The organism is Paenibacillus tepidiphilus (assembly GCF_008635795.1).
GTDB lineage: Bacteria > Bacillota > Bacilli > Paenibacillales > Paenibacillaceae > Paenibacillus_AQ > Paenibacillus_AQ tepidiphilus.
In genome coordinates, this window is record NZ_VWRQ01000001.1 from 101,855 (window position 1) to 128,031 (window position 26,177).

The following is a 26,177-nucleotide window of genomic DNA, read 5'->3' on the forward strand; positions in this document are numbered from 1 at the left end:
CCATGGCACTAGAAATTAACGTCCTGCTGGTGGACGATGAAGCGGTCGAGCTGGAATGGCTGAGACGCCGCGTGGCGGGCAGCGGACAGCTGCCGCTGCACAGCGTCCTGACGGCCGCAAGCGGCTTCGCGGCACTGAAGCTGATGGAGCAGCACCGGATCGACATTATTCTGTCCGATATCCGCATGCCGATTATGTCCGGAGTGGAATTTGCCCGCAAAGCGAAGGAGCTGAATCCGGAGGTCCATATTGTGTTCATCAGCGGCCATCAGGATTTCCAGTATGCCAAGGCAGCCATTCAATTGAATGCCTGCGGCTACCTGCTGAAGCCCGTGGATGACGGGGAGCTTTACACTACGCTGGAAGAGCTGTGCGCCCGGATTGAAGAGGACCGGCGGCGGAATATTTCGCTGTCGGAGACGCTGTCGCTGGTGCATCAGGAGCTGCTGCTGCGCTGGTTCAGTGAGGCGGCTCCGGGTGAGGCCGAAGCCCATATCCGCAGCTTTCTTGCGCCTTATCTGCAGGAAGGGACCGCGGCGGCGATTCTCGAAATCGACGATATGGCCCGCAACATCCAGGGCTGGAGCGAAGACCGGCGGCGCGAGTGGACTGCCGAGGCCGGACGGTATATCCGACAGTTCGCCGAGGAGCATAATCTGGGCCTGGTCATTCCCACCTACGATCATCATTATGTCCTGTTGGCGGCGCGGCCGGAGCCTTATTTCATTGCTTTGCTGGAGGAGCTGATCCGCTCATTCCATCAGAGCCTGGGCTGCACCGTTACCATTGGCAGGGGGATGTATACGACCGGACTGAACGGGCTGCATGACTCCTACCGGCAGGCCCAGGCGGCGCTCAGCATCAAATGGATTGTCGGCAAGAATCGGCTGATCGACGATGCCTCGCAGTGGCAGCCGAAGGAGATCATCGCTCCCGATCTGGAGCAGGTTGTGGATGAGATGCTGAAGGCCATGCTCGATTATGATCTGACGGCCATCGACGACAGTCTGCGGAAGCTCTTTGCCGGAGACGGTCCGCTGACCGGCAAGGATGATATATACGGCCTGATTATCCGCCTCACCTCCAAGCTGCATACCGACCTGCGGCAAATGAACGAGCCTCTGCACGAAATCTGGAACTGGGACTCCTATCATCCGATGGTGCTGCTGCAGTTCGAGACGGTACAGGATATCCTGTCCTGGCTGCGGCGGCGATTCTTCGAGCTGTCGGAGCTGCTCTATCTGAAGCGGCAGCGGCAGAAGCGGAAGCTGATCGACGATATTGCGGCGTATGTGCAGGAACGGCTGGACCAGAAAATTACCCTGAACGAGGTGGCTGCCCACTTCCAGTTCACCCCCAACTATCTGGGGCATCTGTTCAAATCGGAGACGAACCAGCTGTTCAGCGATTTCCTGGGCGAGCAGCGGATGAAGCGGGTCTGTGAGCTGCTGGAAGACCCGACGCGCAAAATCTATGAAATCGCCGAGCAGGCCGGCTACAAGAATATTATCTATTTCAACCGGCAGTTCAAGCAGCATATGGGGATGTCGCCGGGCGAATACCGGAAGCGCAATAGAATCTAAGCGTCGGCTGGAAAAATGCTCCTGTTCCACATGGAACGGGAGCTTTATTTTTTATAGGGCATCGTAAAATGCTAAATCAGCAGCAGGCATAAATCGTTGAATTAGTATAAAGTTTCGTTGTTCCGCTGAATTATGTAACCGCATACAACCTTCTATAATGAGGGCTATAGAGCAGAGAGAGGGGAGTATACATGAAGCGGCATACCTTTTGGAACGATTTGAGGAATTACCGGGTTCTCCTGCTGATGCTGGCGCCGGCGGTATTGTTCTACATTCTGTTCGCCTATGTGCCCATGGCCGGCATCGTCATTGCCTTCAAGCGTTACGACTACGCGGGCGGTATCTTCGGCAGTGCGTGGAACGGGCTGGACAACTTTCGTTTCTTCTTCGAATCCGGCGATGCCTGGCGGGTGACGCGCAATACGGCGCTGTATAACATTGCTTTTATCGTGGTGAACAATGCGCTGCAGATCTTCGCGGCGATTATGCTGTTCGAGGTCGGAGGCAAATGGTTCCGCAAAATCACACAGTCGGCGCTGTTCCTGCCTTATTTTATCTCCTGGGTTGTCGTTGGCGCCATCGCCTATAACCTGCTCAACTATGATATCGGTACGGTAAATGCGGTGCTTAGAGGCCTCGGGCTTGAAGCGATAGATATTTACAACACGCCTGCTTACTGGCCGTACATCCTCGTGCTTGTCTCCGCCTGGAAGGGGCTTGGCTACGGAACGGTGATGTATCTGGCGGCGATTACGAGCATCGATACCGAAATGTATGAGGCGGCGGAGATCGACGGGGCGAATATATTCCAGCGGATCCGCAAGGTGACGATCCCGAATCTGTATCCGACGATCATCATTCTGGTGCTGCTGGCGGTGGGGAATATTTTCCGCGGGGACTTCGGGATGTTCTACAACATGATCGGCAACAACGGGCTGCTGTTCTCGGCAACGGATGTCATCGACACCTTCGTATTCCGGTCACTGATCACTTCGAACGATATCGGCATGTCGGCGGCGGCGGGGGTCTTCCAGTCCGTACTCGGGTTCGCCACCATTATGACCGTCAATTATGCCGTCCGCAAATACGACAAAGACCGCGCCTTGTTCTAAAGGCAGAAGGGGGTAATGTGAATGAAGCATCTGGACCGGAAAATATTTAATATCATCGGCTATGTATGCCTGATCGTGCTTGCCATCCTGTGCCTGCTGCCGTTTATCCTGGTCGTCTCGTCATCGCTCACTGATGAGAACAAAATCATCACAGACGGCTACCAGTTTATCCCTACGGTCTTCTCGGCAGAGGCTTACAGCATTCTGTTCAAGTATCCGCAGCAGATGATTCAGGCCTATATCGTAACGATAGGTGTGACAACTGCAGGCACCGCCCTCGGGCTGTTCCTGACCTCAATGACCGCCTATGCGCTTTCCCGCAAGGATTTCAAGTGGCGCAACCAGTTCTCGTTCTTCTTCTTCTTCACCACCCTGTTTAGCGGCGGCCTGGTGCCGTGGTACCTGCTGATGGTCAACTACCTGCACATGAAGGATACCGTGCTGGCGCTGATTATCCCACTGGTGCTGAATGTGTTCTACATCATCGTGATGAAGTCGTTTATGAGCGGTATCCCGGAGGCGATTGTAGAATCGGCGAAGATCGACGGGGCAGGAGACTTCCGTATTTATGCCCGGCTGGTTCTGCCGCTGTCCAAGCCCGCGCTGGCCACTATCGGCCTGTTCCTGGCCCTGGCCTACTGGAATGACTGGTACAATGCCCTCTTGTTCATCTCTAATGAAGATCTGATGCCGCTGCAGTACTATCTCTACAAAATGCTCGGCAACATGGACGGCATGCGCAAGGCGATGATGGGCGCGGGCGCGGTTGTTACGACGTCCATCCCGACCGAGAGCCTCAAGATGGCGATGACAGTAGTCGCTACCGGCCCGATTCTGCTGGCTTATCCGTTCGTGCAGCGGTATTTTGTCCAAGGCTTGACGATTGGTGCCGTGAAGGGATGAATAGGGTGCGGTAATGGATGAACCCGGGGTTACCCGGTTTATCAATATATGAATTACAAATAAGGGGGAAGGCATGATATGCGGAAAAATAACCGATGGATGATGCTGGCGCTTATTCTGACCTTAGCAATGATTTTGGGCGCCTGCGGCAGCAACAATACAGGCAATACAAGCGCCAATGCACCTGCACAAGCTACAGATCCGGCCGGGGATGCGGGAAGCGGCAATGCGGATACCGGCGATGCTACGGCTGCTCCCGGCGGAGTCGATACATCGAAAGAAGTGAAGCTGAAAATGATTTTTGTCGGGCCTAAGCCGGTTGACTATGACCTGGTGTTCGCCGAAATCAACAAGAAGCTGAAGGAGAAGATCAACGCGACCCTGGAAGGCGAGTTCCTGGACTGGTCGGACTGGGCGCAGAAATATCCGCTGAAGCTGGCGGCGGACGAAGATTTTGACCTGATCTACTCGGCTAACTGGGCCGGTTACAACGATCAGGCGCTCAAGGGCGGATTCCTGGAGCTGACCGACGAGCTGCTGTCCGCCTATGCGCCGGAGACCATGAAGGCGATGTCCGATGTGAGCTGGGATCAGGCGAAGGTGAACGGCAAGCTGTACATGGTACCGCAGAACCGCGGCGAATCCGTCGAGAAGCTGATCCTGTACCGCGAGGACCTGCGCAAGAAGTACAATCTGCCGGAAATCAACAGTCCGGAAGCATATGCCAACTACCTGAAGACCATTGCCGAGAATGAGAAGGGCATTGCCCCGTTCACACCGGAGACAGGCGACTGGAAATATCACAACCTGGACCGTGTCCTGCTGAAGCAGCAGAACGAATGGAACATGTTCGATCTGGACCTGCCGTTCGCTTTTAAATTGACCGACGAGAAGGGTCAGGTATTCAATGTCTATGAAACGCAGGAATTCAAGGATCTGTTAGTGTACTATAAGGATCTGGCCGACAACAATGCCTGGTCGAAGAACGTGCTGAACAGCAAGAATGACCATCAGGCGGACTTCAAGGCAGGCAAGACGGCATCCATTACGCACAACAACGGCACGCTCGGTGCACTGATGGCGCTGATGCGCCAGGAGAACTCTCCTTATGAGGTCGCACTGGCCGATATTAATCAGGGCAAAAAGAAATCGGTAGCCATCTCCACCCAGAACGGCACATCCATTCATGCTACCTCCAAGAATATCGAACGCTCCCTGATGCTGATCGACCTGATGCAGAACGACAAGGAGCTGCATGACCTCATGATGTACGGCGTGAGCGGCGTACACTATGAGCCGGTCGGCGACGACAAATACAAGGCGCTCGACAAGAACCCGAACTATACTGGCTTCTCGAACTGGAACTTCAACTCGCCGCTCAATCGCGACAACGAAGCCTTCCCGCAGGAAGCCTCCGATCTGGCGAAGGGCTGGGAAGCGAATGTGTACCACTACAAGCTGGAGACCTTTGTCTTCGACAACAGCAAGGTGAAGACCGAGATTGCCAATGTCGGCAACGTGATGCTCCGCTATGCGATTCCGCTGGAGTACGGCGTCATCGACGACATCGACAAAGGCCTCGCCGACCTGAACAAGCAGTTGGGCGCTGCCGGCTTGGATAAGATCCAGGCCGAGCTCCAGTCGCAGATCGACGCGTTCCTGGCGAACCAGTAACAGTACAGCCCCGGTCCGATGGCGGACCGGGGCTTTGCTGTGGTCGGTTTTTCGCCTACAATGCGTCTGTTTGGCTTCGCGGCAGCGGAATGTGGTCGGTTTTTCGCCTACAATGCGCCTGTTTGGCTTCATGGCAGCGGAATGTGGTCGGTTTTTCGCCTACAATGCACCTGTTTGGCTTCGCGGCAGCGGAATGTGGTCGGTTTTTCGCCTACAATAGGTTCGCACCCTATAAAATATCGTATAAATAAAGAATTACCTTGCTTCCTGCTGCACGGCTGCCCTAGGCTGGAAATAGAGCAACGTGATAGTTGACCGACCGGCGGAATACCGCTTTCTTGCGTTTACTCAAGAAGCTGGGTTTTGCATTTGAATGTAGGCTGGAGGGATTAGAAGGTGACTTCGCTGAGTGTAACGGTGAGTTGCTGCATGTGCTGCCCGGGGATTAGCTGATGAAGTGACTACTCTTTTATTTCAAGCTTTCCCTTTTTGCTGTTGCCAATCTTGGAGAATCCCTTTTTTTTGGGAGCAATTTGGATTCCCGCTTTACCCAACTGTTGCGCTATACGCATTATAGAATTTGAATTTAACTTCTTTAATTTTTTTGACATTCAGGGCCTCCCGAGGGGGATTCTTTTCCACAAATCCAAGGACAGCAACATAACAAAGCCTATGATATAAAAGACTACACTGGTCTTATTTTTATTCATCCTTCACACCTCTTTGAATGCAGCCAATGAGTATTGTCTATGCCGCTTAGCCCATTAAGAGTGAAAGAGAAACAGGTTCCAATATTTTACTATCATTTTCTTTTATTTGTAAATAAAAAAGCTCCGCTAATGCGGAGCTGTAAACATTATTGTGCGGAAATAATTTCTGCAGCAATGCTGGTCAAGTCTTCGCGGGTCAGCGGGCTGCCTGGATTGTCGTAAATCTGGTAGAACAGATGGGTGCTGTCATCCATCCAGCCGACCTGGTTGCTTTTGCCGGAAGGACTGGTTTCACCGGATTTGATATAGTAGGCTTCGGTGCTGCTAAGATTCAGCTTCTCCGCTGTATCCTGCTCATTCTGCATAATGCTGGTCAGTGTGGTATCCGGGCTGTATTCACGCACAGTAATGGTAAAGCTGTCGTCCCCGTTCGCATATTGCGCCAAGGTGAAATCGGAATGACTCCAGTCCACCTTCTTAGTGAACAGCAGCTGGCCGCTTGGAGCCGCCTCGGCTTGCTGAATAAGCTCATCTGCCAAAGCGCTGTACTCTGCATTCTTAAGATAGTCCGGGTAGGACTTGTCAGGGTACACATATCCGTAATCAAACTGGTACCCGTCCGGCAGAATCGAAGGTACCGTCAATGCCGGAGCGTCGGTGCGCCGGATTTCCGCCTGCAGGCTGCTAAGGTCGCGGAATTTGGCTTCATGATAGGCGAACTTGACCGGGTTCTCCTGGTCATACTGATTAATGATGTCATCCTTGACATAATAGGCGGCATATTCGCCCGGCTGCAGCGAAGCTTTCACTTCCTGATTGTATTGATTCCACAATTGCGTGTAAGTCTGGAAGGATTCCGAGGCTACGGGAGCCTGTGCCGTGTTCATTACGACCGCACCCTTGCTGTCCCGGAACTCCAAATACTGCGAAGCGGCATAGCCCGTTACGGAGAGGCCCAGGACACAGGCCAGGGCCATGGCGGGAACAGCAAAGCCTTTGCGCATCCGCATGCGCGTACCCTTGCCCGTGGTTGCCGTTCTTCTGTTTCCGGCACGCCCGCTCTTACGGTTAACTTGCTCCATCACCTTGCCGGTAATATCAAAGGACTGCAGCTTGGCCGCTTCTTCCGGCAGCAGGTCCATCGCTCTCAGGCCTTGCTCTTGATCCATCCGTTGTACGTTACGCATGATTCTTCCTCCTTGGGGGATTGCATAGTGTGCTTAAGCTTGCTTAAAGTACGGCTGTATTTCTTCTTCACGGCCTCGGGGCTCTTGCCTGTAATCTCGGCAATCTCGCCGAACGGCTTCTCTTCAAAGGTGCGCAGCACAAGCAGATTCCGCTCTTCCGCCGACAGTCCGAGCAGCGCCTGGCTCAGCGGTTCGCTGAACAGGCTGCGTTCCGCCACCTGTGCGGCGCTGTCGGCACTGAGGGACTGCCCGGACAGCTTGCGGTGCAGCGAGCGCTGCAGTTTGTTCCGGCGGATGGCATTGATGCAGTGGTGATATGCCATCTTGTACAGCCATGAGGAGAAGCTTACGGTGGGCTTATACAGCTGGATTTTCTCAAAAGCCTTCACCAGAATGTCCTGTACGGCATCCTCCGCTTCCTGTTCGTTCCCCAGCATCCGCCAACAGTACACCAGAATCTGATGCTGGTATTGCTGAACGATATGGGTGTAGTCCTGGACTTCTCCGGCCTGAACGCGGCGGATCCAGTATTCTGTGTCTTCACTCAAGGTTGCAGGTTCCTCCTTTGCTCAGTATCGATTTACGTCTATATAACAATCCGGCGGATGGAAAAGGGACAGCTTCGGCCGTTTTTTTTTGCAAAGTAGAGGAGGGTGTAAGAGGAAACAGATAAATATCAAGTGTAGTGGAGTATGAACTGTAAGTCTAATACAAGATTAGCCCCAGTATATGTATTTTAAGTAGGGGGATTTGAGGGTGAGATGAATCCGTTATATTGAGGAGTGATAAATTGAGGCAACCCAAATTAATGTTATTCGTGCTGGCAATAACGTGCTTAGTGTCAGCATGCAGCAGTAGCGGTACAGATAAGAGCATGAGACCCGAAACTCCTGTGGAGGCCCCCGACAAAGATCAAGTGAAAGAATCTCTCAACAATGATGTACACTCGTATTCTAGTGAGGGATATATTGAAAAGTTCTCTTACATAAAACAGTTGTCTTTAGAGAAGCAGGAGGCTTTTAACCGATTTAAATCCGAGAGGAACTTGCAGGAGCTTTATGATTTCACGCCTGAAGACATGGTACTGATCTATCTGTACTGTATATCCGTAGGCGACCCGGAGTTGATATATGAGATTACTTTTAATGGCGGGCAGCTGCCGGACCGGGATAAATTCCGAAACGATTATTTCGAATATGCATTGAAATATGATTCTGAAACAGCAATACATTACCGATATTATGATTCTATAAAAGTGGATGAGAGTACGGCCGAGGAGAATAAGATAACTGTACTGATTACGGTTAGTATTGAAACAATGACACATTCCTTGGCTTTAGGATTACAAAAAGAAGATCAAGTATGGAAATTGGATATTTACCAATCGATTAAAAATTATATGGATAAAGCAAGCAACAACAAAGCCTGATAGGCTATTTTTCAGCGGATTCTGCAAATATGGAGGGGTGTAACACGTACTTATAATGCTGGCGATTAAGCCGGTAGAGACGGTGTTTTCGCAAGGAGGATAATAGTTTATACCTGAAATAGTACGTAATTTAATACGTATTATTTGCTGTAACACATAGGGTGAATGTATGGTATAATTTTGTCACCAACAGGAATAATATAACATTATCAATGAGGGAATGGGGATGGTAGTAGCGATGTCAAAACCAACATTTGATGTTGACCAATTAGTGACCTCTTCCGATGCATCGAAAAAGTTTGGAGAGTTACGTAAAAAAGCCAAAAATCTTCCACTGTATATTACGGATAATGGTACTGTTGATACAGTTCTGATTGGATACGATTTATTTGAGCAGATCTATGATCGGTTGACACAACTCGAGGAAGAGAATGAACAGCGTATCCTTATGCAACGGATTGAGCGAATTGAACGGAATCCAGAATCCGCAAGATCTTGGAAAAGCGTACGCCGTAACCAAGAGGCCTAAATGCCCGAAGAACGATTTGATGTTCGTCTCGATGTTGATGCTGAAAAGGAGTATAACCGGCTGGACGGTTCTGTTCTAGGAATGGTCAACACTGCAATAGATGAACTTATTTTTCGAGCGGATGAAGTAGGAAAAACCCTTAGTAATTATTCAGAAACTAAGTTGGCTGGGTGTAAGGAAATAAAGCTTCGCGATGCTGGAATACGTATTGTTTTTAGGGTCACCAATGAGATAGTCGATATACTGCAAATTGTTTATGTTCTGACGATTGAGCGACGTACACGTGATATGGCTTTTAAAACCGCACACGGGAGATTAAAGGTTTATCGATAACTAACAAAGGATCAAGTGCGGCTTCTTCATGAAAAGCAAAAAAAGTGGCCCATCAAAAAAAAGCCTGACGGGAAATTATAGTTTAACGAGGCAGGGAGCATACGCTACAGTGGAGCTCCCTGTTTTGTTGTAATGACGGCAGGAAAAATCCCCCCCAAAAATGCTGTTTTATCGTATCGGCAGATTTTAAATCTGTGGAAGGTGCAACGACTTGGATCGTCTTATAGACGGTGTCCTGAAAAGGCACATCGTACAGGTGGAGAACAATTTCTGAGTATTCGCTATCGTGGAACATTACACCCAACCGGGGCTGCATTTCTGTTCGGTCCATAACATTGTACGTTATGAAAGACAAATAATAGCTGTCCTGCTCTTGCTGGGGAATGGTTTTTATACTATTGCCTACGGTGTACGTTATACCCGCGACTTCAACCACACCTTCGAAATACTTGTTTTTGGCCAGAGGTGATTTCAAGGTGCCGTTAATTCTGAGGGTTGTGCCCGGTTCGATCAGTTCTCCTGTGTCATTCAAAATCACGGCAGACGTCTTTACGTCGATTCTCTCCGGAAAGTCATAGAAGTAACGAAGATATACAGCGGCTGCAATCATTAATACAAATAAGCCGAGTATGAGCCTGAACCACCTATGTTGTAGCATATATCCTCCTTGGAGGGACGAATAACTGCCTTGATCTTCAAGGCAGTTATGGGGCCGGATATTTACTGATCCATAATCATGGGCCGAGCATATTATGACGGCAAACTGATGATTTTAGCCGTTTCACTAATGGTTCAGCGCGGATTCACCTTCACCTGCGAGCCCTTGCCACTGGACTGGATACCGGTCTCCTTCACGCCGGCTTCCTTGAGATCGGCAAGCAGCCGCTCCAGCACCGCTTTGGCGGCGGCGCCTTCCTTGGCGCCCGTGGCCTTCACGACCAGCTGCACCGGACTGCCGGAGCGCAGATGCTTGTCCGCCTGACGGAGCTTCGTCTCATAGTCATGCGCCTCGATATGGGCAGTGAAGCGCAGCTCCTTGACCTTTTCTTTGCCATTCTTGTCCTTGCGGGCGGCGGATGCCTTCTGCAACGTAGATTTGCCCTGGCCCTTCGGAACCAGTGAGCATGGCGGCGGGCTGCTCATCAGCGAGGTGCAGACGAGATCGGCTCCGGCTTTGCGGGCCATCTTCAGCGCTTTATCTCTGTCGACAACGCCATACTCTTCGCCGTTCAGGCCGGTGAGTACGACTTCGGGTGATTTTATATTCTCGTTAATCATAACTGGCATTGGAATGAAAGCCTCCTGTATACATGGATAAAGTTATCATATACGGAAGTGGGCCGGGCATCAAATGGTTTGTCCGCGGCTTACCCCTGAATATACTTCAACACATCCCGCACCTTCAGTACCTTCGCATTTCGTGCCATTAGTGCCTTGTCGCTGATCTTCCACGTATGGTCTCCGGCCTTGCCGCTGCGAATGGCCAAGAAGTTCCAGGGACTGCCGGCGTAAATCCGATAGCCCTTGGCCTGCGCCCGGGAGCAGAACTTCACGCATTCCCCCCGGTTCAGCTCCGGAAACTTCACTTGCTCCAGAACCTCACGTTTCACCAGCAAGGTGGCTCCCTGCACCTGGTCCACATATCGCCCGGCCCGCTTCGGATAACGGAGCAGCAGCTGCTTGCGGCCGGCCAGAACCATAAAGTGGGCGCGTTTGCCGACGATGGCCGCCCGGCTCTCCAGCATAAGGCGGCGGCTGTCGGTCAGGTAGCCGGGGGCGTAATAATCGTCATCGTCGAACTTGGCGATCAGCCCATAGCGGGCGTAGCCCACGCCCGCATTCAGGCAGGCGCCGAGCGGAACATGCGCGGGGAGGCAGTAGACCCGTACATGGGGATAAGCCTGTGCCGCCCGCATGTAGTCATGTAGCCGGAGGCTCGGGTGATTCAGAATGATGATCAGCTCTTTGTTCCGGTAATTCTGTCTTCCGTAGTTGCGGAGCAGGGCGTCCATTTGTCCGGGACGCTTGGTACACGTAATGACCGAAATTCCGTCGTGGCTGTAATTGAGCAGGGGTTCCGTCATGGTCGGCGCCCCTTAGGTTTCCGCTGGACAAACTTCCGGTAATCCTTCACCGCCGGAATGGTCTTATGATGGGCCAGCAGCTCCTTGTCGCTGATGATCCAGGTGTGGCCTGCGGAGTTTCTGCGGCGGATCGCTACAAAGTTGAACCGTCCGGCGGAGTATACCTTGTAGCCCAGCTTGCGGCTGCGGATGCAGAACAGATCGTCCTCGCCGACATTGCGGTCCGGGAACGGCACCTTGTGCAGCACGCTGCGCCTGAAGAATAGGGTGGCGCCCGGAAGCTTGCTCACCTGCCGGTGCTCATCCTGGGCGAAACGCAAAATCAGCTTGCCGGAGCCCTGCAGGTACATGTAATGTGCACGTTTGCCTATGACATCCGCCTTGGCTGTGCGCAGCGCTTGCAAGCTATCCGCCAGATAATGGGGGGCGTAATAATCGTCGTCGTCAAATTTGGCGACATAGCTGTATTTGGCCTTCCCCACGGCAAAATTAAGGCAAGCGCCCAACGTGGCGGAGCCCGGCATGCGGTAAATGTGAACATGGCGAAGCCGCTTCGCCTGTTCCAGATAAGGCGCCAGCGGAATGCGGTCATTGTTCACGACGACGATCAATTCCTTAGTTTTATACCGCTGTCTGGTGAAATTGTGGAACAGATTGCGCAGATATCCCCGGCGGTTCGTGCAGGTGATGATGGTAACGCCCTGCTTGGATGAAGCCTCTACGGCACCGGCTCCCATTTCATCGCTCCCCTTATGGTCATCTTTCTTTACGATATGTGCGGGGGCAACGGGAGTAACGGCGGATGGGGCACATTTTGCCGGGCGCCCATGTTGATGGACATAATGATATCCATGTTTTGTGTGCGCGACGACAGAAAGACTATAGGGACCTTCGAGACGGCCTGGATCTGCTGGCACCAATAGAAGCCGTCGTACAGCGGCAGATTAACGTCGAGCAGCACCAGATGTGGCTGGGCGGCAGTGAATTTATCCAATACCACGTCTTAGCGTAGGGATTCCACAACTTCTATTGCCATTTGCGCAGCGTGTCCGCCACAATCGTGCGGATCTCCGGGTCGTCTTCAATGACCATGATTTAGTAATTTTGTACACAGCGATTCCTCCACCTGCAGCATAGGGTGATCTATACCAGCGATTATATCACGGGAGAGGGACTGGCTTCTTTCCGGAACAGCGCGGTCCACAGAAAAGCTTCGCCGAAGAGCGGTCCGGGCTGTGTCATTTGGCGCATTCTCCGGAAATCCAGCACCTCGAAGCTGTGGAAAATGGCTTTCAGCTTTTCCTCGGTATATCCCAGCCCGCCTCTCATATTGCGCTGCCGGTACACCTCCCAGTCGCTCAGCTCAGCGCCCATGTCTCCCAGGGAGAAGCAGACCAGGCCGAAGACTCCGCCCGGCTTCAGCGCATGCTTCACGAACTCCAGATAGCTGATTCTGCGGTGGGGATACAGGTGGTGAAAGCAGCCTGAATCATAAATGAAGTCATAGCTCTCCGCTTCCGCCGGATAATCGAAGAGGCTGGTGCAGTGAAAGTTCACCGCCGCACGGCTCTCCCTGGTGCGTTCGATTCCCCAGGCGACCGCCTCTTGCGAGATGTCTATGGCATCGACCCGGCAGCCGCGCCCGGCCATGTAAAGGGCATTCCGGCCGGCCCCGCAGCCCAGCTCAAGCACATGGCCCGGCTGGACGATGGCCTGCTCGAAATACTCCACCAGGTTCTCATCCGGGGCGTTGAGGAAAAAGGGGATGTTCCTGCTGCGGTCAGCGTAGAACCTGTCCCACCAATCGCCCTCGTCGCGGAAGAGGGAGTCCAGCATATGCAGCACATCGTCCATGCTATGAATGTGCTCCAGCTGCATGCTATCTTTCTGCATGTTATCCGTCTGAAAGTTATCCGTCCGTATGCCTTCCTTTGTCATGCCTATTCCTCCTTCATCAGTCGATAATGACCGTCAGCCCGGGATAGGCGGACGCCAGCTCTTCCCTGTATTCCTGCAGCCGGTGCCGCTGGAAGCCTGTGCGGAAAAACTCCGGGTCCGGCTTCAACGTGATCCCGGTGCCCGATTCTGCGGAAAGTCCGGCCGTCAGCAGGCCGGTAACAGGCACGCCGTGTCTGTAGGATTGGCGGTACACCCTGCCTTCACGGCGGATTTCCACCTCCAGCCGCTCGCTCAAGGCGTTGACGACGGCGATGCTGATTCCCTGGCCGGCTCCGGGGATATGATAGGGCGCGCTGCCGTCCAGCCGGGGGATTTCCGTCAGAATGGCCTGTACCTTCGGCGTAGAGCTGTCCGGAAGCGCCGATACCGGAATGCCCCGGCCGTTGTCGGACACGGTTACACTGCCGTCGTCGTGCAGGAATACGCCGACCTTGCTGCAGTAGCCCGCCTCATGCTCCTGAACCGAGTTGCCGATCACGGCCCGGAGGAGATGATGGACATCATAATCCGCGGCATGGCCGAAATACCTGCCGGGATTGCTGCGGGTCTCGGCCATGTCCGGATAACCGCCGGTATCCAGCAGATCCCCGGCGGCAGCCAAGAGCAGGAGAAAGGGCAGACGGCCGTGCTTCGGAACGGTATAGCGTCCGCTCTGCTCCTGGACCAGCAGATTCGCTGCCGTTAAGGCTTTCAGATGATGGTATAGCTGTCCTGTAGTCCCCATCCGAAGCTGCTCAACCAGCTCGGCGCCGGTCAGCGGCTCAATGAGGACCGCGCACAGAATATCCAGGCGCTGCTTGTGTCCCAAAGCGGCCAAGACCTTGACCAGTCTATCGCTGCTTACGCCAAGCAGCTGCTCCAGCCGGCGCTCCTGAGGCTCCCAGCGGAAGCCTTCGCCGCTCCATTCCATATGCCCGGAGTAGAATACGGCGCCTGCTTCTTTGGGCGTCTCAGCAGTTTCGTGCAGGGGGGCTTGAACCGCAGAGGGATAATCCCCGGCAGTTCGCGCTGCCAGCAGCTGCTGGACCAGCTGCTGAAGAATAGCCATCTGGGAATGGAGCTCATCCATTTCACGGCCGAAATCGCGGGTCATGAGATCACCGTCCAATTTGTATTATGTGATTACGTAATTATTATAATACGTAATAAATGGAATGTGAATACATAAATTTACATCCTGTTCATGTACGGAAGTAACTAGTGTGTATGTAATTTGTGTGTGGATGTAACTTGTGTGTGGATGTAACTAGTGTGGATGTAATTTGTGTGTACTGATGTAACTTGCGTGTACTGAGTAACTTGTGTGTGCGTTTCGTGTACGTAAGTAACTTGTATGTGTCCAGATGTAACTCGCTCCAGAAGTAACTTCGCGTCGGGAAGTAACTCAGGATGTATACTGGACAAGTTAAGCGTGCATGATTTGTGGAGTGTGGTCGAATTATCGTACACATATGGGCTGTTTAGCTTCGAGGCAGCCAATTGTGGTCGATTTTTCGTACACAATGCACCCATTAATCATCGGGGTAGCCGATTATGGTCGAAATATCGTACACAATCGGTCCTTTTATCCATGCAGCAGCCCAATGTGGTCGGTTTTTCGTACACAATGAGAAATGACTCTGCTGCAGACTGTGGTAAGATCTAATGCTGGCGCTGGTAGATAGAGCTGTTCTTCAAGTGGATCAAGCAGCACCCGGCGACTGTGAAATTCCACAATCAATTACAACCCAATTTATATAGACCAATAGGAAGAGGGGGAGCGGACGTCGTGCTTATTTCCAGTTATCTCAGCCAGTATAAAGAAGCCATGCTGGCGCTGCCGCAGGATCGGCCCTTGCTTAAGGAAGACCTGCTGGTCAGCGATTTCCTGCTTGCGTCCAGCGGAGACCTGAAGATGTATTACGCTCCGCATAACGAAGCGGTGAATCCCGCCGCCAGGGTGATGATCGTCGGCCTGACACCGGGCTGGACGCAGATGCGGGCTGCCTATGAAGCGGCCGTGCAGGCGCTCCGGGAGAATCTCCCGGAGACAGAGGTTTGTCTCCGGGCCAAAGCGGCGGCCAGCTTCGCCGGAACGATGCGGACGAACCTGACGCAGATGCTGGACGGACTGGGGCTGCCGGAGCTTCTGGGAATCGGCTCCGCAAGCGGGCTGTTCCGGGAGCGGAGCCTGCTGCACACGACCTCGCTGCTGCGGTTTCCGGTATTTGCGGCAGGCCGAAACTACAGCGGATCGCATCCGCGCTTGCTGGCAAGCGATTTTCTGAGAGAGACGGCACTGGCATCTGTTGCTTCCGAACTGACTGCGGTCGGCAACGCGCTTATCATCCCGCTGGGTGCCGCCGTGGAAGAAGTGTTCGGCCGGCTGGTGCGCGATGGCATTCTGGATGAAGCCCGCTGTCTGTGGGGCTTTCCCCATCCTTCAGGGGCTAACGGGCACCGGCACAAGCAGTTTCAGGACCGCAAAGAGCAGATGAAGCAGAGGCTGGAGCGTTTTTTACGAATAAAACTGCAAAGTGATCAACGAAGAAGGCGAATTGCCGACCAATAATAATGTTACTTTTTATTACACATAACTATATATTTAGACAAAATGTTACGAAAACTAACACATTTATTGTTGACAACTCTCTTAAACTCTTTATAATGAGGATAACGGCGGGCGAAAATGTTGTTTATCGAATAGTGTTGTTATATAAGATGACATAATATGATCTGCAGAGGTGTTCGCTGATGATCGCTTCCGCCGGGCAATGGAAACAGGATATTTTACGGATCTACAATGAGATCAACAAGAAGCTGTTCAATGCCGGTGTCCGGCAGCAGAAGGTTGATTTTGCCGGCAACAAGATTATTATCTTGTCGATCAACAGCCGGGTGCCGGTGCTCAAGGTGCTGGATACCCACGACGCTGCGGCCAGCCGGGAGATTAATCTCGTTCTGCATGAAGTGTTCAAGCGCGAGATTAAGCAGGCATTTCTGGATGAATTTCAAGTGAATATCAAGGCCGTTCTGAAAGATTATGATGTGGAGACCGAGTATTCCGGTACGATCATAATTTTGGAGAAGGACCTGGAGCATTATCTGAACGTTACGTTGGAACTCTAGCGGAAAGCAAGCGGAGAGCCGGCCTGCCGTCAGTTTTAGACATTAGCCTGTTTGGGCTGTGTCTTGAACTGGCGGCATTTTTATTATCCGGAGGTTATTCAGTTTGTCATATCACTTGAAACGGGAGGCTGGGCAGATGAAGACGAAGATTGAAATTGCCGGAGTGAGCAAATGGTTCCGCCGCGACGGGCAGGAAATTGCAGCGATGCAGGAGACGAATCTGAGCATTGAAGAAGGCCGGTTTGTGAGTATTATCGGTCCGAGCGGCTGCGGCAAATCGACGCTGTTCAATATTATCGCCGGGCTAATTCCGCCCTCGACGGGACGGGTGTTAGCGGATGGCGAGGACATTATCGGCAAGACGGGGCATGTAGGCTATATGCTGCAAAAAGATATGCTGCTCCCGTGGCGGACCATTCTCGATAACATCATTCTCGGAATGGAAATCCGCGGGGTGCCGCGCAAGGAGGCGGTGGCCCGGGCCCAGCCGCTCATGGACCGCTACGGGCTGAAGGGCTTCGGCGGACATTATCCGGCCGAGCTGTCCGGAGGGATGCGGCAGCGTGCGGCGCTCCTGAGGACGCTGCTATATGACAGGGATATCATCCTGCTGGACGAGCCGTTCGGTGCGCTGGATGCACAGACCCGGCTGACAATGCAGAATTGGTTGCTGGAGATTTGGGAGGACTTCCGCAAGACGGTACTGTTTGTGACCCATGATATTGATGAAGCGATTTATCTCTCCGACGACATTTATGTGTTCTCCGGCCGTCCCGGCCGCATTATATCGAAGATCTCCGTAGACATGCCGCGCCCGCGGCATATGGAGGATACCGTGTCCGCTTCGTTCATGGAGCTGAAAGCCCATCTGCTGGATCTGCTGTCGGACGGCGGCACTGGGACTAAGGTGCATATATCGTAGGCGGCTGACCAGCCGCAGGACGCAACACCCATACTACTAAAGGGGGAAGCAGCATGGAGAATGTGCAGAAGAAGGGATATGTAATCCACAGGTTCGAGGCGGCGGAAAGTGCCCCGCCCCTGAAGCAGGAGGCCAGGCAGGAAAGACCGGTCATTCTTGACGAGGAAGCGCAGGAGCGGCGCAGCCGGCGGATTGTCACTATAGGCAGACTGGCGGTAGCCGTGCTGATTGTGGCCCTCTGGGAAGTGCTGACACGCATCGGCTGGATGGATGCCTATTATTGGAGCAGTCCGAGCCGGATTCTCAGCACGACCTGGACGCAGATCACGGCAGGCACGCTGCTTGAGGATATCGCCTATACATCGAGTTCGACAATTCTCGGTTTTGTCGGTGGTACCTTGATCGGCTCTCTTCTGGGACTCTCCTTCTGGTGGTCGCGCAAATTCGCCGGGATCAGCGAGCCGTTTCTGATTCTGCTGAATGCGATGCCGAAGCTGGCCCTGGCCCCGGTGCTGGTGATTCTGCTCGGGATCGGCTTTTTCTCCAAGGTGGCGCTGGCTTTTGCCATGACGGTCGTGGTCGCGGCCTTGTCTGCGCACAGCGGCGTGCAGAGCGTGGATAAGGATATGGAGAAGCTGATGTACTCTCTCGGCGCCAAGCGGCATCAGGTCTTTACCAAGGTGGTGATTCCCTGGGCGATGCCCTGGATGATCAGCAGCCTGCGGATCAACATTGCCCTGTCGCTGGCCGGCGCCATCGTCGGCGAATTCATCGCTTCGAGCCACGGCATCGGCCGTATGGTCATTTATGCCGGAACCATTCTCGACATTAATCTGGTATGGGTCGGCGTTGTTGTCCTCTCCGTACTTTCGATGGTCATGTACATGGGCGTAGTGCTGCTGGAGAAATGGCTCTCGAAGGGCTACGGAATGAAGAAGGCTTAGCGCAGTGCGGTTGTAAATCCAACAAAAGGGGAGAAACTGATGAAGAAAAAGAACAAAGTCAAGCTGTCTGCGGTACTGCTGCTGTCCTCTGCCATTCTGCTCGCCGGCTGCGGCGGCAATGAGGCTGCCGAACCGGACACGGCCGCCGCCGAAGGTGAAAGTCTGAAGAAGCTGGTCATTGCGGAGCCGCTTCACTACACCGGTTACCTGCCGCTTTATGTGGCCCAGCGGGAGGGGTATTTTGCCGAAGAGGGGCTTGAGGTGGAGATGCTGCAGGCGGCGGGCGGCGCACATGTCACTTCGGTGGTCAGCGGCGACGCCTGGGGCGTCATCGGCGGTCCGGAATCCAATGCGCTGGCGAACATCGGCAATTCCGACCCGATCATTTCGGTCAGCAACGTGGTCAACCGCGCCAATGTGTATCTGATGGCCAAGAAGGGGACGGCTCCGGGCGGCAGCTCGAATGAGGAGCTGAAGGCTTTCTTAGAGGGAAAAAAAGTGAATGCCGGCCGCCACGGCGGTACGCCCAACCTGCTGACTCAATATCTGCTGCTGAAGCTGGGCCTTGACCCGCAGAAGGATGTGCAGCTGCTGGAGCCAGCGGATGGCTCAACCGTGGTGGCGATGGTGCAGCAGGGCGCGGCGGATATCGCCAACGGTGCCGAGCCGCAGATCAGCGACGGGATGGAGAAGGGCGTATGGGACGAGCCGTTCTATAAGTTCCACGATATGGGCGATTATGCCTACTCGGTGCTCAGTGTGAAGCAGTCGACGATTGAGAAGGACCCGGAAACGGTTCAGAAGGCGGTCAATGCCGTAGTCAAAGCGCTCAAGGCTATTCAGGAGGATCAAGAAATGGCGATGGAAGTGCTGAAGGCCGAATTTCCGACCTTGTCGGATACGGCGGCACAGGCGGCGCTTGACCGGGCGTTTGAGGATCAGCTGTGGAGCCCGGACGGCATCATTTCCGAGGAAGCGCTCGACAAGGATATGAATGTGATGATCAAGACAGGCATCTACAAGGGCGAATACACCTATGACAGTCTGGTCGATATGCAGTTTGTGAACAAGACAGCAGAGTAGAACTTTAGTGGAAGGTCACAGGAGGAAGAATGCCGAGGGAACCTGTGAAGGTTGACTAAGGTGCAGCGCCAGGGAAGCGACAATGTAAAGCAACACTAGGGAGCGAGAATGTAGAGTAATACTAGAAAGCAAGGCTGTTGAGCAGCATTGAAAGTAAGACCGCAGAGCGATCATACCACTGGGTTCTTTCAAAAAACGATGAGGTGACGATATGGAACTTACTGCTGATTTGATTATGCCGGAACGGACCGCACTGATTGTCGTTGATGTGCAAAATGACTACTGCCACCCGGAAGGGGCACTTGCTGTACGCGGAAATGATGTGACCGCCGTGCAGGAGATGATGCCGCGCCTGCATGGGCTAATATCCGCTGCACGGGCGAATGGAGTGCCGGTCATCTTTATTCAGACCTTCCATGAGCAGGCGACGGACTCGGCGGCGTGGGTTACGCGGTCTGGCCGCGGCTCGCTGGGCGTTTGCCGTAAGGGAAGCTGGGGCGCGGAGTTTTACGAGGTTGCGCCCCGGCCCGAAGAGACGGTGGTTAACAAGCATCGCTACAGCGCTTTTGTTAACACCCGGCTCGATTCGGTGCTGCGGACGCTGCGCATTGAGACACTGGTGATGACAGGAGTCAGCACTAATGTGTGCGTGGAATCGACGGCGCGGGACGGCTTCATGCTGGACTATCATATTGTACTGGCCGAGGATGCCTGTGCCTCCTATTCGCAGGCGGCGCATGATATGACCATTGAGAACATGGAGGGCTATTTCGGGGCGGTGTCTTCCGCCGCCGCTGTGGAGAACAACTGGAGGCTCTGGAGTGAAGCCGCGCTGAAGACAGCGTTATGAACGGCCGGGCAGCGGATTCGGGACGGCGTGCAAATAGCCGGGCAGTGAATGGCGGGGCCGTCAAAGCCGTCATCTGCCTGGGTGCCTTCCTGTCCAATCTGTCCGCCGGGATGTTCAACATCGCGCTGGTGGATATTTCGGCGGACCTCGGCATCCCGGTGTCCTCTGCGCAGTGGGTGGTCAGCATCTATCTGCTGGTCATTTCCGTGCTGCTGCCGGTCATGGGCCGGCTCGGCGATATCCGCAGCCGGCGGCGTGTGCATAACGCCGGACTGTTCACCTTCGCCCTCGGCGCGCTGGGCTGCGCGCTGGCGGGCAACGCCGCCATGCTGCTGTTCTTCCGCGTCATCCAGGGCATCGGCGCCTCGATGTACCAGGCGACCAATATGGCGCTGATCGTCTCGGTATTCCCGCAGGAGCAGCGGGGCCGGGCGCTGGGCCTGATGAGTACCTTTGTTGCCGCCGGCTCTATGGCGGGACCCGGTCTCGGCGGCTTTCTGATCCAGTGGTTCGCCTGGGAGAGCAATTTCTGGCTGCTGGCCGCCATCGCCGCCGTGGTGGCGGTGCTCGCCCAGCGCTGGATTCCCCGCGACACGGAGGTCTCCGGCGGCCGGCTCGATCTCGGCGCCGCGCTCTGGTTCGCGGTATGCCTGTCCACACTGATGGTCGCCGTTGATCTCGGCGGCCGGACATCCTTTGCCTCGCTGCCGGTGCTGCTGCTGTTCGCTGCATCCGCAGCTACAGCTGCAGCCTATGCCGCAAAGCAGCGGCATGCCCGGCGCGGCGGGGGGGCGGCCGCTTCTGCTGCGGCCGGCGGCCTGCTGTTCGCAGGCCGTTATGTGGCCATCGGCATTGTCATCACCGTGGTCACTTATATGGCCGCGTTCGCCGCACAGCTGGCGCTGCCGGCGGTGCTGCGAATGGCCGGCGCGGAGCCGGCCTGGGTCGGCCTCATCATGATCGGCTACCCGCTGGCGCTGGTCGTGACGGCCCCGCTGGGCGGGAGCCTCGCCGACCGTAAGGGGCCGCTCGGCATTCTCGCCGCCGGCCTGACGCTGATGAGCGTCACGCTGCTGGCGCTGGGCCTCGCCGCCCCGGCGCTCGGCGCGGCAGGAATTGCCCTGCCGGTGGTGCTGCTCGGCTGCGCTATGGGCATGATTACCTCGCCCAATACGAGCATCGTTATGGGCATGGCGCCGAAGGAGCAGCTCGGCATGGTCAGCAGCGTGCTGGCCCTGTTCCGCAACATCGGCATGATGTTCGGCACGGCGGCCGGTGGCCTGGTCATCGGCGGCGAATCGGCGGGCCGGGGCGGCAGCTATGCGGCCGTGTTCCTGGTCTGCGCCGCCTGTGTCGGCCTGGCCTGCCTCTGGCTGCTGCAGACCTTCCGCGGCAGCGGCAGGAAGCGGCTGCGCGAATCGGCACGCTGACTGCGGATGAACAGCCTGCGGTGCAGCGATAGGGGATTGCAGCAGAAATCTGCATAGCATAAAATCAAAGCCGGGCAGCATATTTCCATTAATAGGGAGAATGCTGCCCGGCGTTTTGGCCTGCTGCAGATGATTACATGATAAATTAATAGATCCTATGGAAAATAAATAAGGACCACTCAATGGTTATCATTGACAAAAAAATACAAGGAAATTATTATAAAAAAAGGCAAACGGATAGGTTGTCGTTAATAGTTGTGAAAATTCGAACAATCTTTTCATCTTTTTACTTTATTCATTTATAGTACTAAAGTTTATGGGAGGACTCGGGAATGTCAAGAGTGATACTAATGAAACCATACCTGGAGACGGATGCCACCTGGGAAATGATCAGAACCAGCAGCTATCTGGGGTTATGGTATATTGCCTCGAAACTGAAGGAAGTCGGGCATGAGGTCTGGTATATGGATGAGGTAATCCGGAATAATGGAATCCAACGCTCCCGCCTGTTTCAAACCGAACTGATAAACGATGCCTACACCGAAGTTCCACTGGAGCAATCCATCAATGAATACCGGAAAGAAAAGAACAGCTATTTCGAACACCATAGCCCGAAGGAATTTATTAATAAATACAGCGCTTTTCAGAATGGAATCATCAAACGGGTTATAGCGAAAACGGGAAATGAAATCGAGGAAACGCTTGAGGAGGTTGCGAAGATTTCCCCGGATTACGTGGGAATCTCATTAATCGCATCGGCGAATTTGCGGGCTTCAGTTAACACCGGATATGCAATCCATAAGAGGTTTCCCCATATCAAAATTATCTACGGCGGCCACCATGTGTCAGCAAATCCCCAGCAGTTCCTTAAGGACAATCCGTGGGTAGATCATGTTATTGTGGGCGACGGCATCGATATATTCCAGGATATTGTCGAAGGCAGAGTGGAGGATAAGATCGTCTATCAAGGCTTTAAGCCGATGTGCAATTTCCCGCTGCTGGATATGGAGGTCATTGCGGCGACCGGCTACCCCCAAGACCAGCAGTATTCCTATCCTTCATACGGGAGAAAATCAACCGATTTTATGTTCTCTAAGGGCTGCTTTCGCAAGTGCGAGTTCTGCTTTGCCGGGGGCCAGCCGGACAATAAGGTCAGCAATCTGGACTGGGATCTGATTGATGAACAATTCCGTCAGTTCAAGGCGGCAGGTATTCAAGAGTTGATCGTTCAGGACGATGCCTTTATTTTTGGCGGAACAGCCAATCTGGCACGTAAGCTGAATTTGATGAAGAAGTACGATTTCTACTGGCAAAATAGCGGCGGCATCGACTTTGAGATGCTAACGGATGATATTGTAGATTTATTTATCAATAATAACAAGACGTCCGGCGGGAAGCTTACAGGCATGTATGTTCCTTTTAATCCCCGGTTTTGGAATAAGGGGACCAGCGCTACCCAATCTATGGTGAACCGCTATGACCGGCATTTCGATAACCTTCACAGATTGCGGGATGAAGGCGGAATCTATGTATTCACCAGCGAAATCGTCGGGGCTCCGCATCAGACACGGGAAACAATTGTTGAGGATATCGAAAGCCATAAGCAAATGATTGGCGAAGGGTACCTTGACACAGCGTTGACATTATCGGCCACACTGCTGCCGGGAACCCAGTGGTACGACAATTTCGGCGATACGATAGTGAACAAGAATGATGTAGCCGGCTATTCGCTGTTTACGACACATCACAGAACCGAGAACCTGCCTGACCCTCGCATCATCGAAGAGCTATTCGTGCTGAGAACCAAGGAGCTGAACAGCATCCAGCACACCTACAACTGGCAAACGCCGTTTCCCAATTCGGTCTGGCAGTATGCCAATTGAGCGGCATTATTCTTTTGGGGAGTTGAAGAGCACTCATGAAAAAAATTATTCTCACCGGAATCAGGGCGACCGGCTTGCCCCATATCGGGAATTACTACGGTTCCATTAAACCGTTGCTGAGCCTGCAGGATGAATATAGGATCTTCCAGCTGATTGCCGATCTGCATGCTATCCCCACCGTCAGGGATCAGGCGCTGATGAACGGCAATGTCCGCTCAGTGACGGCTTGCTATCTCGCTTGCGGCCTGGATATTAAGAAATCTGTATTATGGAGACAATCGCAGATTACCGAAATGGCCTGGTTATCAATGATTCTGTTGTCCCTGGTGTCGGTGGAAGAGTTGAATGCCGAAATGAATCTTACCGCCAACACGGAGAAGGATATGATCAGCAGTCTTTATCCTGTCTTGATGGCCGCCGATACGCTGATGATGGGGGCGGACTTAGTGTTTGCCGGAAGGGACCATGAGTCCGGGCTGGCGTTCGTCCGCCAGCTGGCGCACAAGTTCAATTTGCTTTATGGGGATATTTTACAGGAGCCGGAGCCCATCTTTCCCGGTCTGCAGCACATGGTCAGAGGACTTGATGGAAGAAAGATGTCCAAATCCTTTGACAACACCATATCCTTAATTGACTCCAAAGAAGTGCTCTATAAAAAAATATTTGATATCGAAGGGGAGACCAGGGAAGAGAGTCTCCAAATCCTGATGGATTTGCTTTCGCTGACCGGCTCTGCTGCCGTTATTGATAAGGGCATGGATGCCGACGAGGCGAAGCTCCTTCTGTTCGAAGAGATGAACCGGGAGCTGGAGCCGATCCGCCAGAAATACCACGAGCTGATGCAGCAGCCGGAGGTTCTAGACGACGTGCTGCAGCAGGGGCTGGCGGCAGCTGAGACACAGGCAAGAGGGCGAATTGATCAAATTCTGGACAGCGCGGGCTTAAGCACAGCCGTCCGTAATCATGCTAAGAGGGTGTAGAAATTGCTGAATGTCAACCAAATTGAGGAACTGCTGAAGCTGGGCCAGGCAGAATTTGAGATCATCGATCATGAGCGGCCTATTCTTACCCTGGCCGATGCCAAAGCCTATTTTGATATCAAACTTGCCGTACCCAATCTGATTCTGAAGACAGACCGGGGGTTCTACGCGATGCTTGTTTCAGGCTCACGCGGACAGGTTGCGCTGGAAGATCTCAAGAACGTGCTGAATTGCGAAGTTGTGAAGATGGCCGGAAAGAAGGAGGTGATGGAGCAGACCGGCGTAGAACCGGGAAAGCTTCCGCTGATCGGGCTGAGCTTGCCGTATATTTTTGACAAGCGGATTCTTGAGCATAGCTACGCTTACGGGGGGGTTGGCGATCCATACCGCACTTTGCGCATAAACGCTTACGACCTGAAGAGAATCGTAGCACCTATAGCGGAATTTGATTGAAAGATAAGGGGGAAGCCCAATGAAGGGGAAGTATTTGCGCTTGTTATCGCTGGCGCTGCTGCTGATTACCATAGCGGGTTGTTCAAATCAAGCCGCGAATTCGGACAAGGATTCATCTAACAAGCGGATTGGGATACTTCAAATTGTAGAGCATCCATCACTGAACAGCATCCGGGAAGCGATCATTGCGCAGCTGGCGGTGGACGGATTCACCGAGGGGGACAACCTGACCATTGATTATCAGAATGCGCAGGGCGACCAGAATAATCTGAAATCCATCGCCCAGAAGTTTGTGCAGGAGGATTACGATGCCATCATTGCCATCGCCACTCCATCGGCACAAGCCATCGCGGGGGAAACTCAACAAATTCCGATCATCTTTGCGGCTGTTACTGATCCGGTCTCGGCAGGTCTTTTGAAGAATCTGGACAGTCCGGAGGGCAACATAACCGGAACCTCAGATATTATCTCCGCCGAGCAAAATCTGTTGCTTCAGTTAAAAATAACACCGGCTATTCACAAGCTAGGCGTTATTTATAATTCCAGCGAAACGGCCTCGCAGCTTGTCGTTAAGCAATTGAAGGAATATTTGCAGAGCGGCAGCCAGGATATTCAGCTCCAGGAAGCGACGGTAACCTCTACCTCCGAGGTGGATCAGGTTGTTCATTCTCTGATCGGGAAGGTCGATGCGATCTTCGCTCCCATCGATAATACGATTGCTTCCTCTATGCCGATCGTCGCGCAAATCGCCATCGACGCAAAGCTGCCGTTATACGTGGGAGCTGATTCCATGGTTAAAGACGGCGGACTTGCTGCTTATGGAGTGAACTACGAGATACTCGGAGAAGAAACGGCAGACATGGCTGCCGAAGTGCTGAATGGCAAAGCGGTCAAGGATCTTCCCGTCAAGGTCATGGACAGCTTGAATGTGTACGTCAACCAGACAACCGCAGATAAAATCGGCATCACCCTTCCGGATGAAATCCTGAAGCAGGCCTTAGAGGTTTTTAAGAACTGATAT

General features: G+C 53.4%; 28 protein-coding genes. 18 read left to right on the plus strand and 10 right to left on the minus strand.

Annotated elements, in window-relative coordinates:
• The first annotated feature begins 2 nt into the window (after positions 1-2).
• From F1379_RS00475 to F1379_RS00490, 4 genes are all read left to right on the plus strand, one after another.
• Positions 3-1,583 (plus strand): response regulator, encoded by a 1,581-nt coding sequence (locus F1379_RS00475; RefSeq protein WP_150265181.1) that lies wholly within the window; start codon positions 3-5, stop codon positions 1,581-1,583.
• Between the two features lie 191 nt (positions 1,584-1,774).
• The gene (locus tag F1379_RS00480) at positions 1,775-2,695 is read left to right on the plus strand and encodes an ABC transporter permease (RefSeq protein ID WP_150265183.1); all 921 of its coding nucleotides are present in this window, start codon (positions 1,775-1,777) and stop codon (positions 2,693-2,695) included.
• A gap of 21 nt (positions 2,696-2,716) precedes the next feature.
• A complete protein-coding gene (locus tag F1379_RS00485) occupies positions 2,717-3,598 on the plus strand; it encodes a carbohydrate ABC transporter permease (protein WP_150265185.1) in 882 nt (293 codons plus the stop codon).
• Positions 3,599-3,676: 78 nt separating this feature from the next.
• A complete protein-coding gene (locus F1379_RS00490) occupies positions 3,677-5,272 on the plus strand; it encodes an ABC transporter substrate-binding protein (RefSeq protein WP_150265187.1) in 1,596 nt (531 codons plus the stop codon).
• A gap of 461 nt (positions 5,273-5,733) precedes the next feature.
• Here F1379_RS00490 and F1379_RS29645 read toward each other — a convergent pair whose 3' ends face one another.
• The 3 genes from F1379_RS29645 to F1379_RS00500 all read right to left on the minus strand — a co-directional run bounded on the left by F1379_RS29645 (position 5,734) and on the right by F1379_RS00500 (position 7,717).
• Positions 5,734-5,883, minus strand: coding sequence for a hypothetical protein (locus tag F1379_RS29645; RefSeq protein WP_162551037.1), 150 nt, complete (start codon positions 5,881-5,883; stop codon positions 5,734-5,736).
• A 245-nt stretch (positions 5,884-6,128) separates the two neighbouring features.
• Positions 6,129-7,169: a DUF4367 domain-containing protein gene (locus F1379_RS00495; RefSeq protein WP_150265189.1), complete on the minus strand. Its 1,041-nt coding sequence runs from the start codon at positions 7,167-7,169 to the stop codon at positions 6,129-6,131.
• The gene (locus F1379_RS00500; protein ID WP_150265191.1) at positions 7,130-7,717 is read right to left on the minus strand and encodes an RNA polymerase sigma factor; all 588 of its coding nucleotides are present in this window, start codon (positions 7,715-7,717) and stop codon (positions 7,130-7,132) included. Before F1379_RS00500 ends, F1379_RS00495 begins: the two co-directional genes overlap by 40 nt.
• Positions 7,718-7,959: 242 nt before the next feature.
• Here F1379_RS00500 and F1379_RS00505 point away from each other — a divergent pair, with 242 nt between their 5' ends.
• The 3 genes from F1379_RS00505 to F1379_RS00515 all read left to right on the plus strand — a co-directional run bounded on the left by F1379_RS00505 (position 7,960) and on the right by F1379_RS00515 (position 9,460).
• Positions 7,960-8,598 (plus strand): hypothetical protein, encoded by a 639-nt coding sequence (locus tag F1379_RS00505; RefSeq protein WP_150265194.1) that lies wholly within the window; start codon positions 7,960-7,962, stop codon positions 8,596-8,598.
• Between the two features lie 226 nt (positions 8,599-8,824).
• Positions 8,825-9,127 (plus strand): type II toxin-antitoxin system Phd/YefM family antitoxin, encoded by a 303-nt coding sequence (locus tag F1379_RS00510; RefSeq protein WP_162551038.1) that lies wholly within the window; start codon positions 8,825-8,827, stop codon positions 9,125-9,127.
• Positions 9,128-9,460 (plus strand): hypothetical protein, encoded by a 333-nt coding sequence (locus F1379_RS00515; protein WP_150265198.1) that lies wholly within the window; start codon positions 9,128-9,130, stop codon positions 9,458-9,460.
• A gap of 82 nt (positions 9,461-9,542) precedes the next feature.
• Here F1379_RS00515 and F1379_RS00520 read toward each other — a convergent pair whose 3' ends face one another.
• The 7 genes from F1379_RS00520 to F1379_RS00550 form a co-directional block, all read right to left on the minus strand.
• Positions 9,543-10,118, minus strand: a complete 576-nt coding sequence (locus F1379_RS00520; RefSeq protein WP_150265200.1) for a hypothetical protein — start codon at positions 10,116-10,118, stop codon at positions 9,543-9,545.
• Positions 10,119-10,252: 134 nt separating this feature from the next.
• Positions 10,253-10,747 carry a translation initiation factor IF-3 gene (gene infC, locus F1379_RS00525; RefSeq protein ID WP_150265202.1) on the minus strand — a complete coding sequence of 165 codons (495 nt, stop codon included), beginning with the start codon at positions 10,745-10,747 and terminating at the stop codon, positions 10,253-10,255.
• A gap of 80 nt (positions 10,748-10,827) precedes the next feature.
• Entirely contained in the window at positions 10,828-11,544 is a 717-nt protein-coding gene (locus F1379_RS00530) for a glycosyltransferase family 2 protein (RefSeq protein ID WP_150265204.1), read from the minus strand.
• Positions 11,541-12,281 (minus strand): glycosyltransferase family 2 protein, encoded by a 741-nt coding sequence (locus F1379_RS00535; RefSeq protein WP_150265206.1) that lies wholly within the window; start codon positions 12,279-12,281, stop codon positions 11,541-11,543. Before F1379_RS00535 ends, F1379_RS00530 begins: the two co-directional genes overlap by 4 nt.
• A 29-nt stretch (positions 12,282-12,310) precedes the next feature.
• Positions 12,311-12,544 (minus strand): response regulator, encoded by a 234-nt coding sequence (locus F1379_RS00540; RefSeq protein WP_203457001.1) that lies wholly within the window; start codon positions 12,542-12,544, stop codon positions 12,311-12,313.
• 155 nt (positions 12,545-12,699) lie between these two features.
• On the minus strand, positions 12,700-13,422 hold the full coding sequence (locus F1379_RS00545; RefSeq protein WP_150265846.1) for a class I SAM-dependent methyltransferase: 723 nt from the start codon (positions 13,420-13,422) through the stop codon (positions 12,700-12,702).
• Between the two features lie 76 nt (positions 13,423-13,498).
• Entirely contained in the window at positions 13,499-14,596 is a 1,098-nt protein-coding gene (locus F1379_RS00550) for an ATP-binding protein (RefSeq protein ID WP_150265208.1), read from the minus strand.
• Positions 14,597-15,271: 675 nt separating this feature from the next.
• Here F1379_RS00550 and F1379_RS00555 point away from each other — a divergent pair.
• The 11 genes from F1379_RS00555 (at position 15,272) to F1379_RS00605 (ending at position 26,174) form a co-directional block, all read left to right on the plus strand.
• Positions 15,272-16,054, plus strand: coding sequence for a uracil-DNA glycosylase family protein (locus tag F1379_RS00555; protein ID WP_239004499.1), 783 nt, complete (start codon positions 15,272-15,274; stop codon positions 16,052-16,054).
• A gap of 182 nt (positions 16,055-16,236) precedes the next feature.
• Positions 16,237-16,611, plus strand: coding sequence for a Na-translocating system protein MpsC family protein (locus tag F1379_RS00560; RefSeq protein ID WP_203457002.1), 375 nt, complete (start codon positions 16,237-16,239; stop codon positions 16,609-16,611).
• 136 nt (positions 16,612-16,747) lie between these two features.
• Positions 16,748-17,533, plus strand: a complete 786-nt coding sequence (locus tag F1379_RS00565) for an ABC transporter ATP-binding protein (RefSeq protein WP_150265210.1) — start codon at positions 16,748-16,750, stop codon at positions 17,531-17,533.
• A gap of 53 nt (positions 17,534-17,586) precedes the next feature.
• Positions 17,587-18,477, plus strand: a complete 891-nt coding sequence (locus F1379_RS00570) for an ABC transporter permease (protein WP_150265212.1) — start codon at positions 17,587-17,589, stop codon at positions 18,475-18,477.
• A gap of 39 nt (positions 18,478-18,516) precedes the next feature.
• Positions 18,517-19,560: an ABC transporter substrate-binding protein gene (locus tag F1379_RS00575; RefSeq protein ID WP_150265214.1), complete on the plus strand. Its 1,044-nt coding sequence runs from the start codon at positions 18,517-18,519 to the stop codon at positions 19,558-19,560.
• A 211-nt stretch (positions 19,561-19,771) separates the two neighbouring features.
• The gene (locus F1379_RS00580; protein WP_150265216.1) at positions 19,772-20,410 is read left to right on the plus strand and encodes a cysteine hydrolase family protein; all 639 of its coding nucleotides are present in this window, start codon (positions 19,772-19,774) and stop codon (positions 20,408-20,410) included.
• A 110-nt stretch (positions 20,411-20,520) separates the two neighbouring features.
• Positions 20,521-21,840 carry an MFS transporter gene (locus F1379_RS00585; RefSeq protein WP_239004513.1) on the plus strand — a complete coding sequence of 440 codons (1,320 nt, stop codon included), beginning with the start codon at positions 20,521-20,523 and terminating at the stop codon, positions 21,838-21,840.
• Positions 21,841-22,172: 332 nt separating this feature from the next.
• Complete coding sequence (locus F1379_RS00590; protein WP_150265220.1) at positions 22,173-23,723, plus strand: B12-binding domain-containing radical SAM protein; 1,551 nt, start codon at positions 22,173-22,175, stop codon at positions 23,721-23,723.
• A 35-nt stretch (positions 23,724-23,758) separates the two neighbouring features.
• Positions 23,759-24,703, plus strand: a complete 945-nt coding sequence (locus F1379_RS00595; protein ID WP_150265222.1) for a tryptophan--tRNA ligase — start codon at positions 23,759-23,761, stop codon at positions 24,701-24,703.
• 3 nt (positions 24,704-24,706) lie between these two features.
• Positions 24,707-25,156, plus strand: a complete 450-nt coding sequence (locus F1379_RS00600; protein WP_150265224.1) for an aminoacyl-tRNA deacylase — start codon at positions 24,707-24,709, stop codon at positions 25,154-25,156.
• A 19-nt stretch (positions 25,157-25,175) separates the two neighbouring features.
• Positions 25,176-26,174, plus strand: coding sequence for an ABC transporter substrate-binding protein (locus tag F1379_RS00605; RefSeq protein WP_150265226.1), 999 nt, complete (start codon positions 25,176-25,178; stop codon positions 26,172-26,174).
• The last annotated feature ends 3 nt before the right edge of the window (positions 26,175-26,177 follow it).

Bases quoted from the DNA above. Each gene is read 5' to 3' on its own strand.
- F1379_RS00475 (WP_150265181.1), top strand. From the start codon at position 3: ATGGCACTAGAAATTAACGTCCTGCTGGTGGACGATGAAGCGGTCGAG.
- F1379_RS00480 (WP_150265183.1), top strand. From the start codon at position 1,775: ATGAAGCGGCATACCTTTTGGAACGATTTGAGGAATTACCGGGTTCTC.
- F1379_RS00485 (WP_150265185.1), top strand. From the start codon at position 2,717: ATGAAGCATCTGGACCGGAAAATATTTAATATCATCGGCTATGTATGC.
- F1379_RS00490 (WP_150265187.1), top strand. From the start codon at position 3,677: ATGCGGAAAAATAACCGATGGATGATGCTGGCGCTTATTCTGACCTTA.
- F1379_RS29645 (WP_162551037.1), bottom strand. From the start codon at position 5,883: ATGTCAAAAAAATTAAAGAAGTTAAATTCAAATTCTATAATGCGTATA.
- F1379_RS00495 (WP_150265189.1), bottom strand. From the start codon at position 7,169: ATGCGTAACGTACAACGGATGGATCAAGAGCAAGGCCTGAGAGCGATG.
- F1379_RS00510 (WP_162551038.1), top strand. From the start codon at position 8,825: ATGGTAGTAGCGATGTCAAAACCAACATTTGATGTTGACCAATTAGTG.
- F1379_RS00515 (WP_150265198.1), top strand. From the start codon at position 9,128: ATGCCCGAAGAACGATTTGATGTTCGTCTCGATGTTGATGCTGAAAAG.
- F1379_RS00520 (WP_150265200.1), bottom strand. From the start codon at position 10,118: ATGCTACAACATAGGTGGTTCAGGCTCATACTCGGCTTATTTGTATTA.
- infC (WP_150265202.1), bottom strand. From the start codon at position 10,747: ATGCCAGTTATGATTAACGAGAATATAAAATCACCCGAAGTCGTACTC.
- F1379_RS00530 (WP_150265204.1), bottom strand. From the start codon at position 11,544: ATGACGGAACCCCTGCTCAATTACAGCCACGACGGAATTTCGGTCATT.
- F1379_RS00535 (WP_150265206.1), bottom strand. From the start codon at position 12,281: ATGGGAGCCGGTGCCGTAGAGGCTTCATCCAAGCAGGGCGTTACCATC.
- F1379_RS00545 (WP_150265846.1), bottom strand. From the start codon at position 13,422: ATGCAGCTGGAGCACATTCATAGCATGGACGATGTGCTGCATATGCTG.
- F1379_RS00550 (WP_150265208.1), bottom strand. From the start codon at position 14,596: ATGACCCGCGATTTCGGCCGTGAAATGGATGAGCTCCATTCCCAGATG.
- F1379_RS00560 (WP_203457002.1), top strand. From the start codon at position 16,237: ATGATCGCTTCCGCCGGGCAATGGAAACAGGATATTTTACGGATCTAC.
- F1379_RS00565 (WP_150265210.1), top strand. From the start codon at position 16,748: ATGAAGACGAAGATTGAAATTGCCGGAGTGAGCAAATGGTTCCGCCGC.
- F1379_RS00570 (WP_150265212.1), top strand. From the start codon at position 17,587: ATGGAGAATGTGCAGAAGAAGGGATATGTAATCCACAGGTTCGAGGCG.
- F1379_RS00575 (WP_150265214.1), top strand. From the start codon at position 18,517: ATGAAGAAAAAGAACAAAGTCAAGCTGTCTGCGGTACTGCTGCTGTCC.
- F1379_RS00580 (WP_150265216.1), top strand. From the start codon at position 19,772: ATGGAACTTACTGCTGATTTGATTATGCCGGAACGGACCGCACTGATT.
- F1379_RS00585 (WP_239004513.1), top strand. From the start codon at position 20,521: ATGTTCAACATCGCGCTGGTGGATATTTCGGCGGACCTCGGCATCCCG.
- F1379_RS00590 (WP_150265220.1), top strand. From the start codon at position 22,173: ATGTCAAGAGTGATACTAATGAAACCATACCTGGAGACGGATGCCACC.
- F1379_RS00595 (WP_150265222.1), top strand. From the start codon at position 23,759: ATGAAAAAAATTATTCTCACCGGAATCAGGGCGACCGGCTTGCCCCAT.
- F1379_RS00605 (WP_150265226.1), top strand. From the start codon at position 25,176: ATGAAGGGGAAGTATTTGCGCTTGTTATCGCTGGCGCTGCTGCTGATT.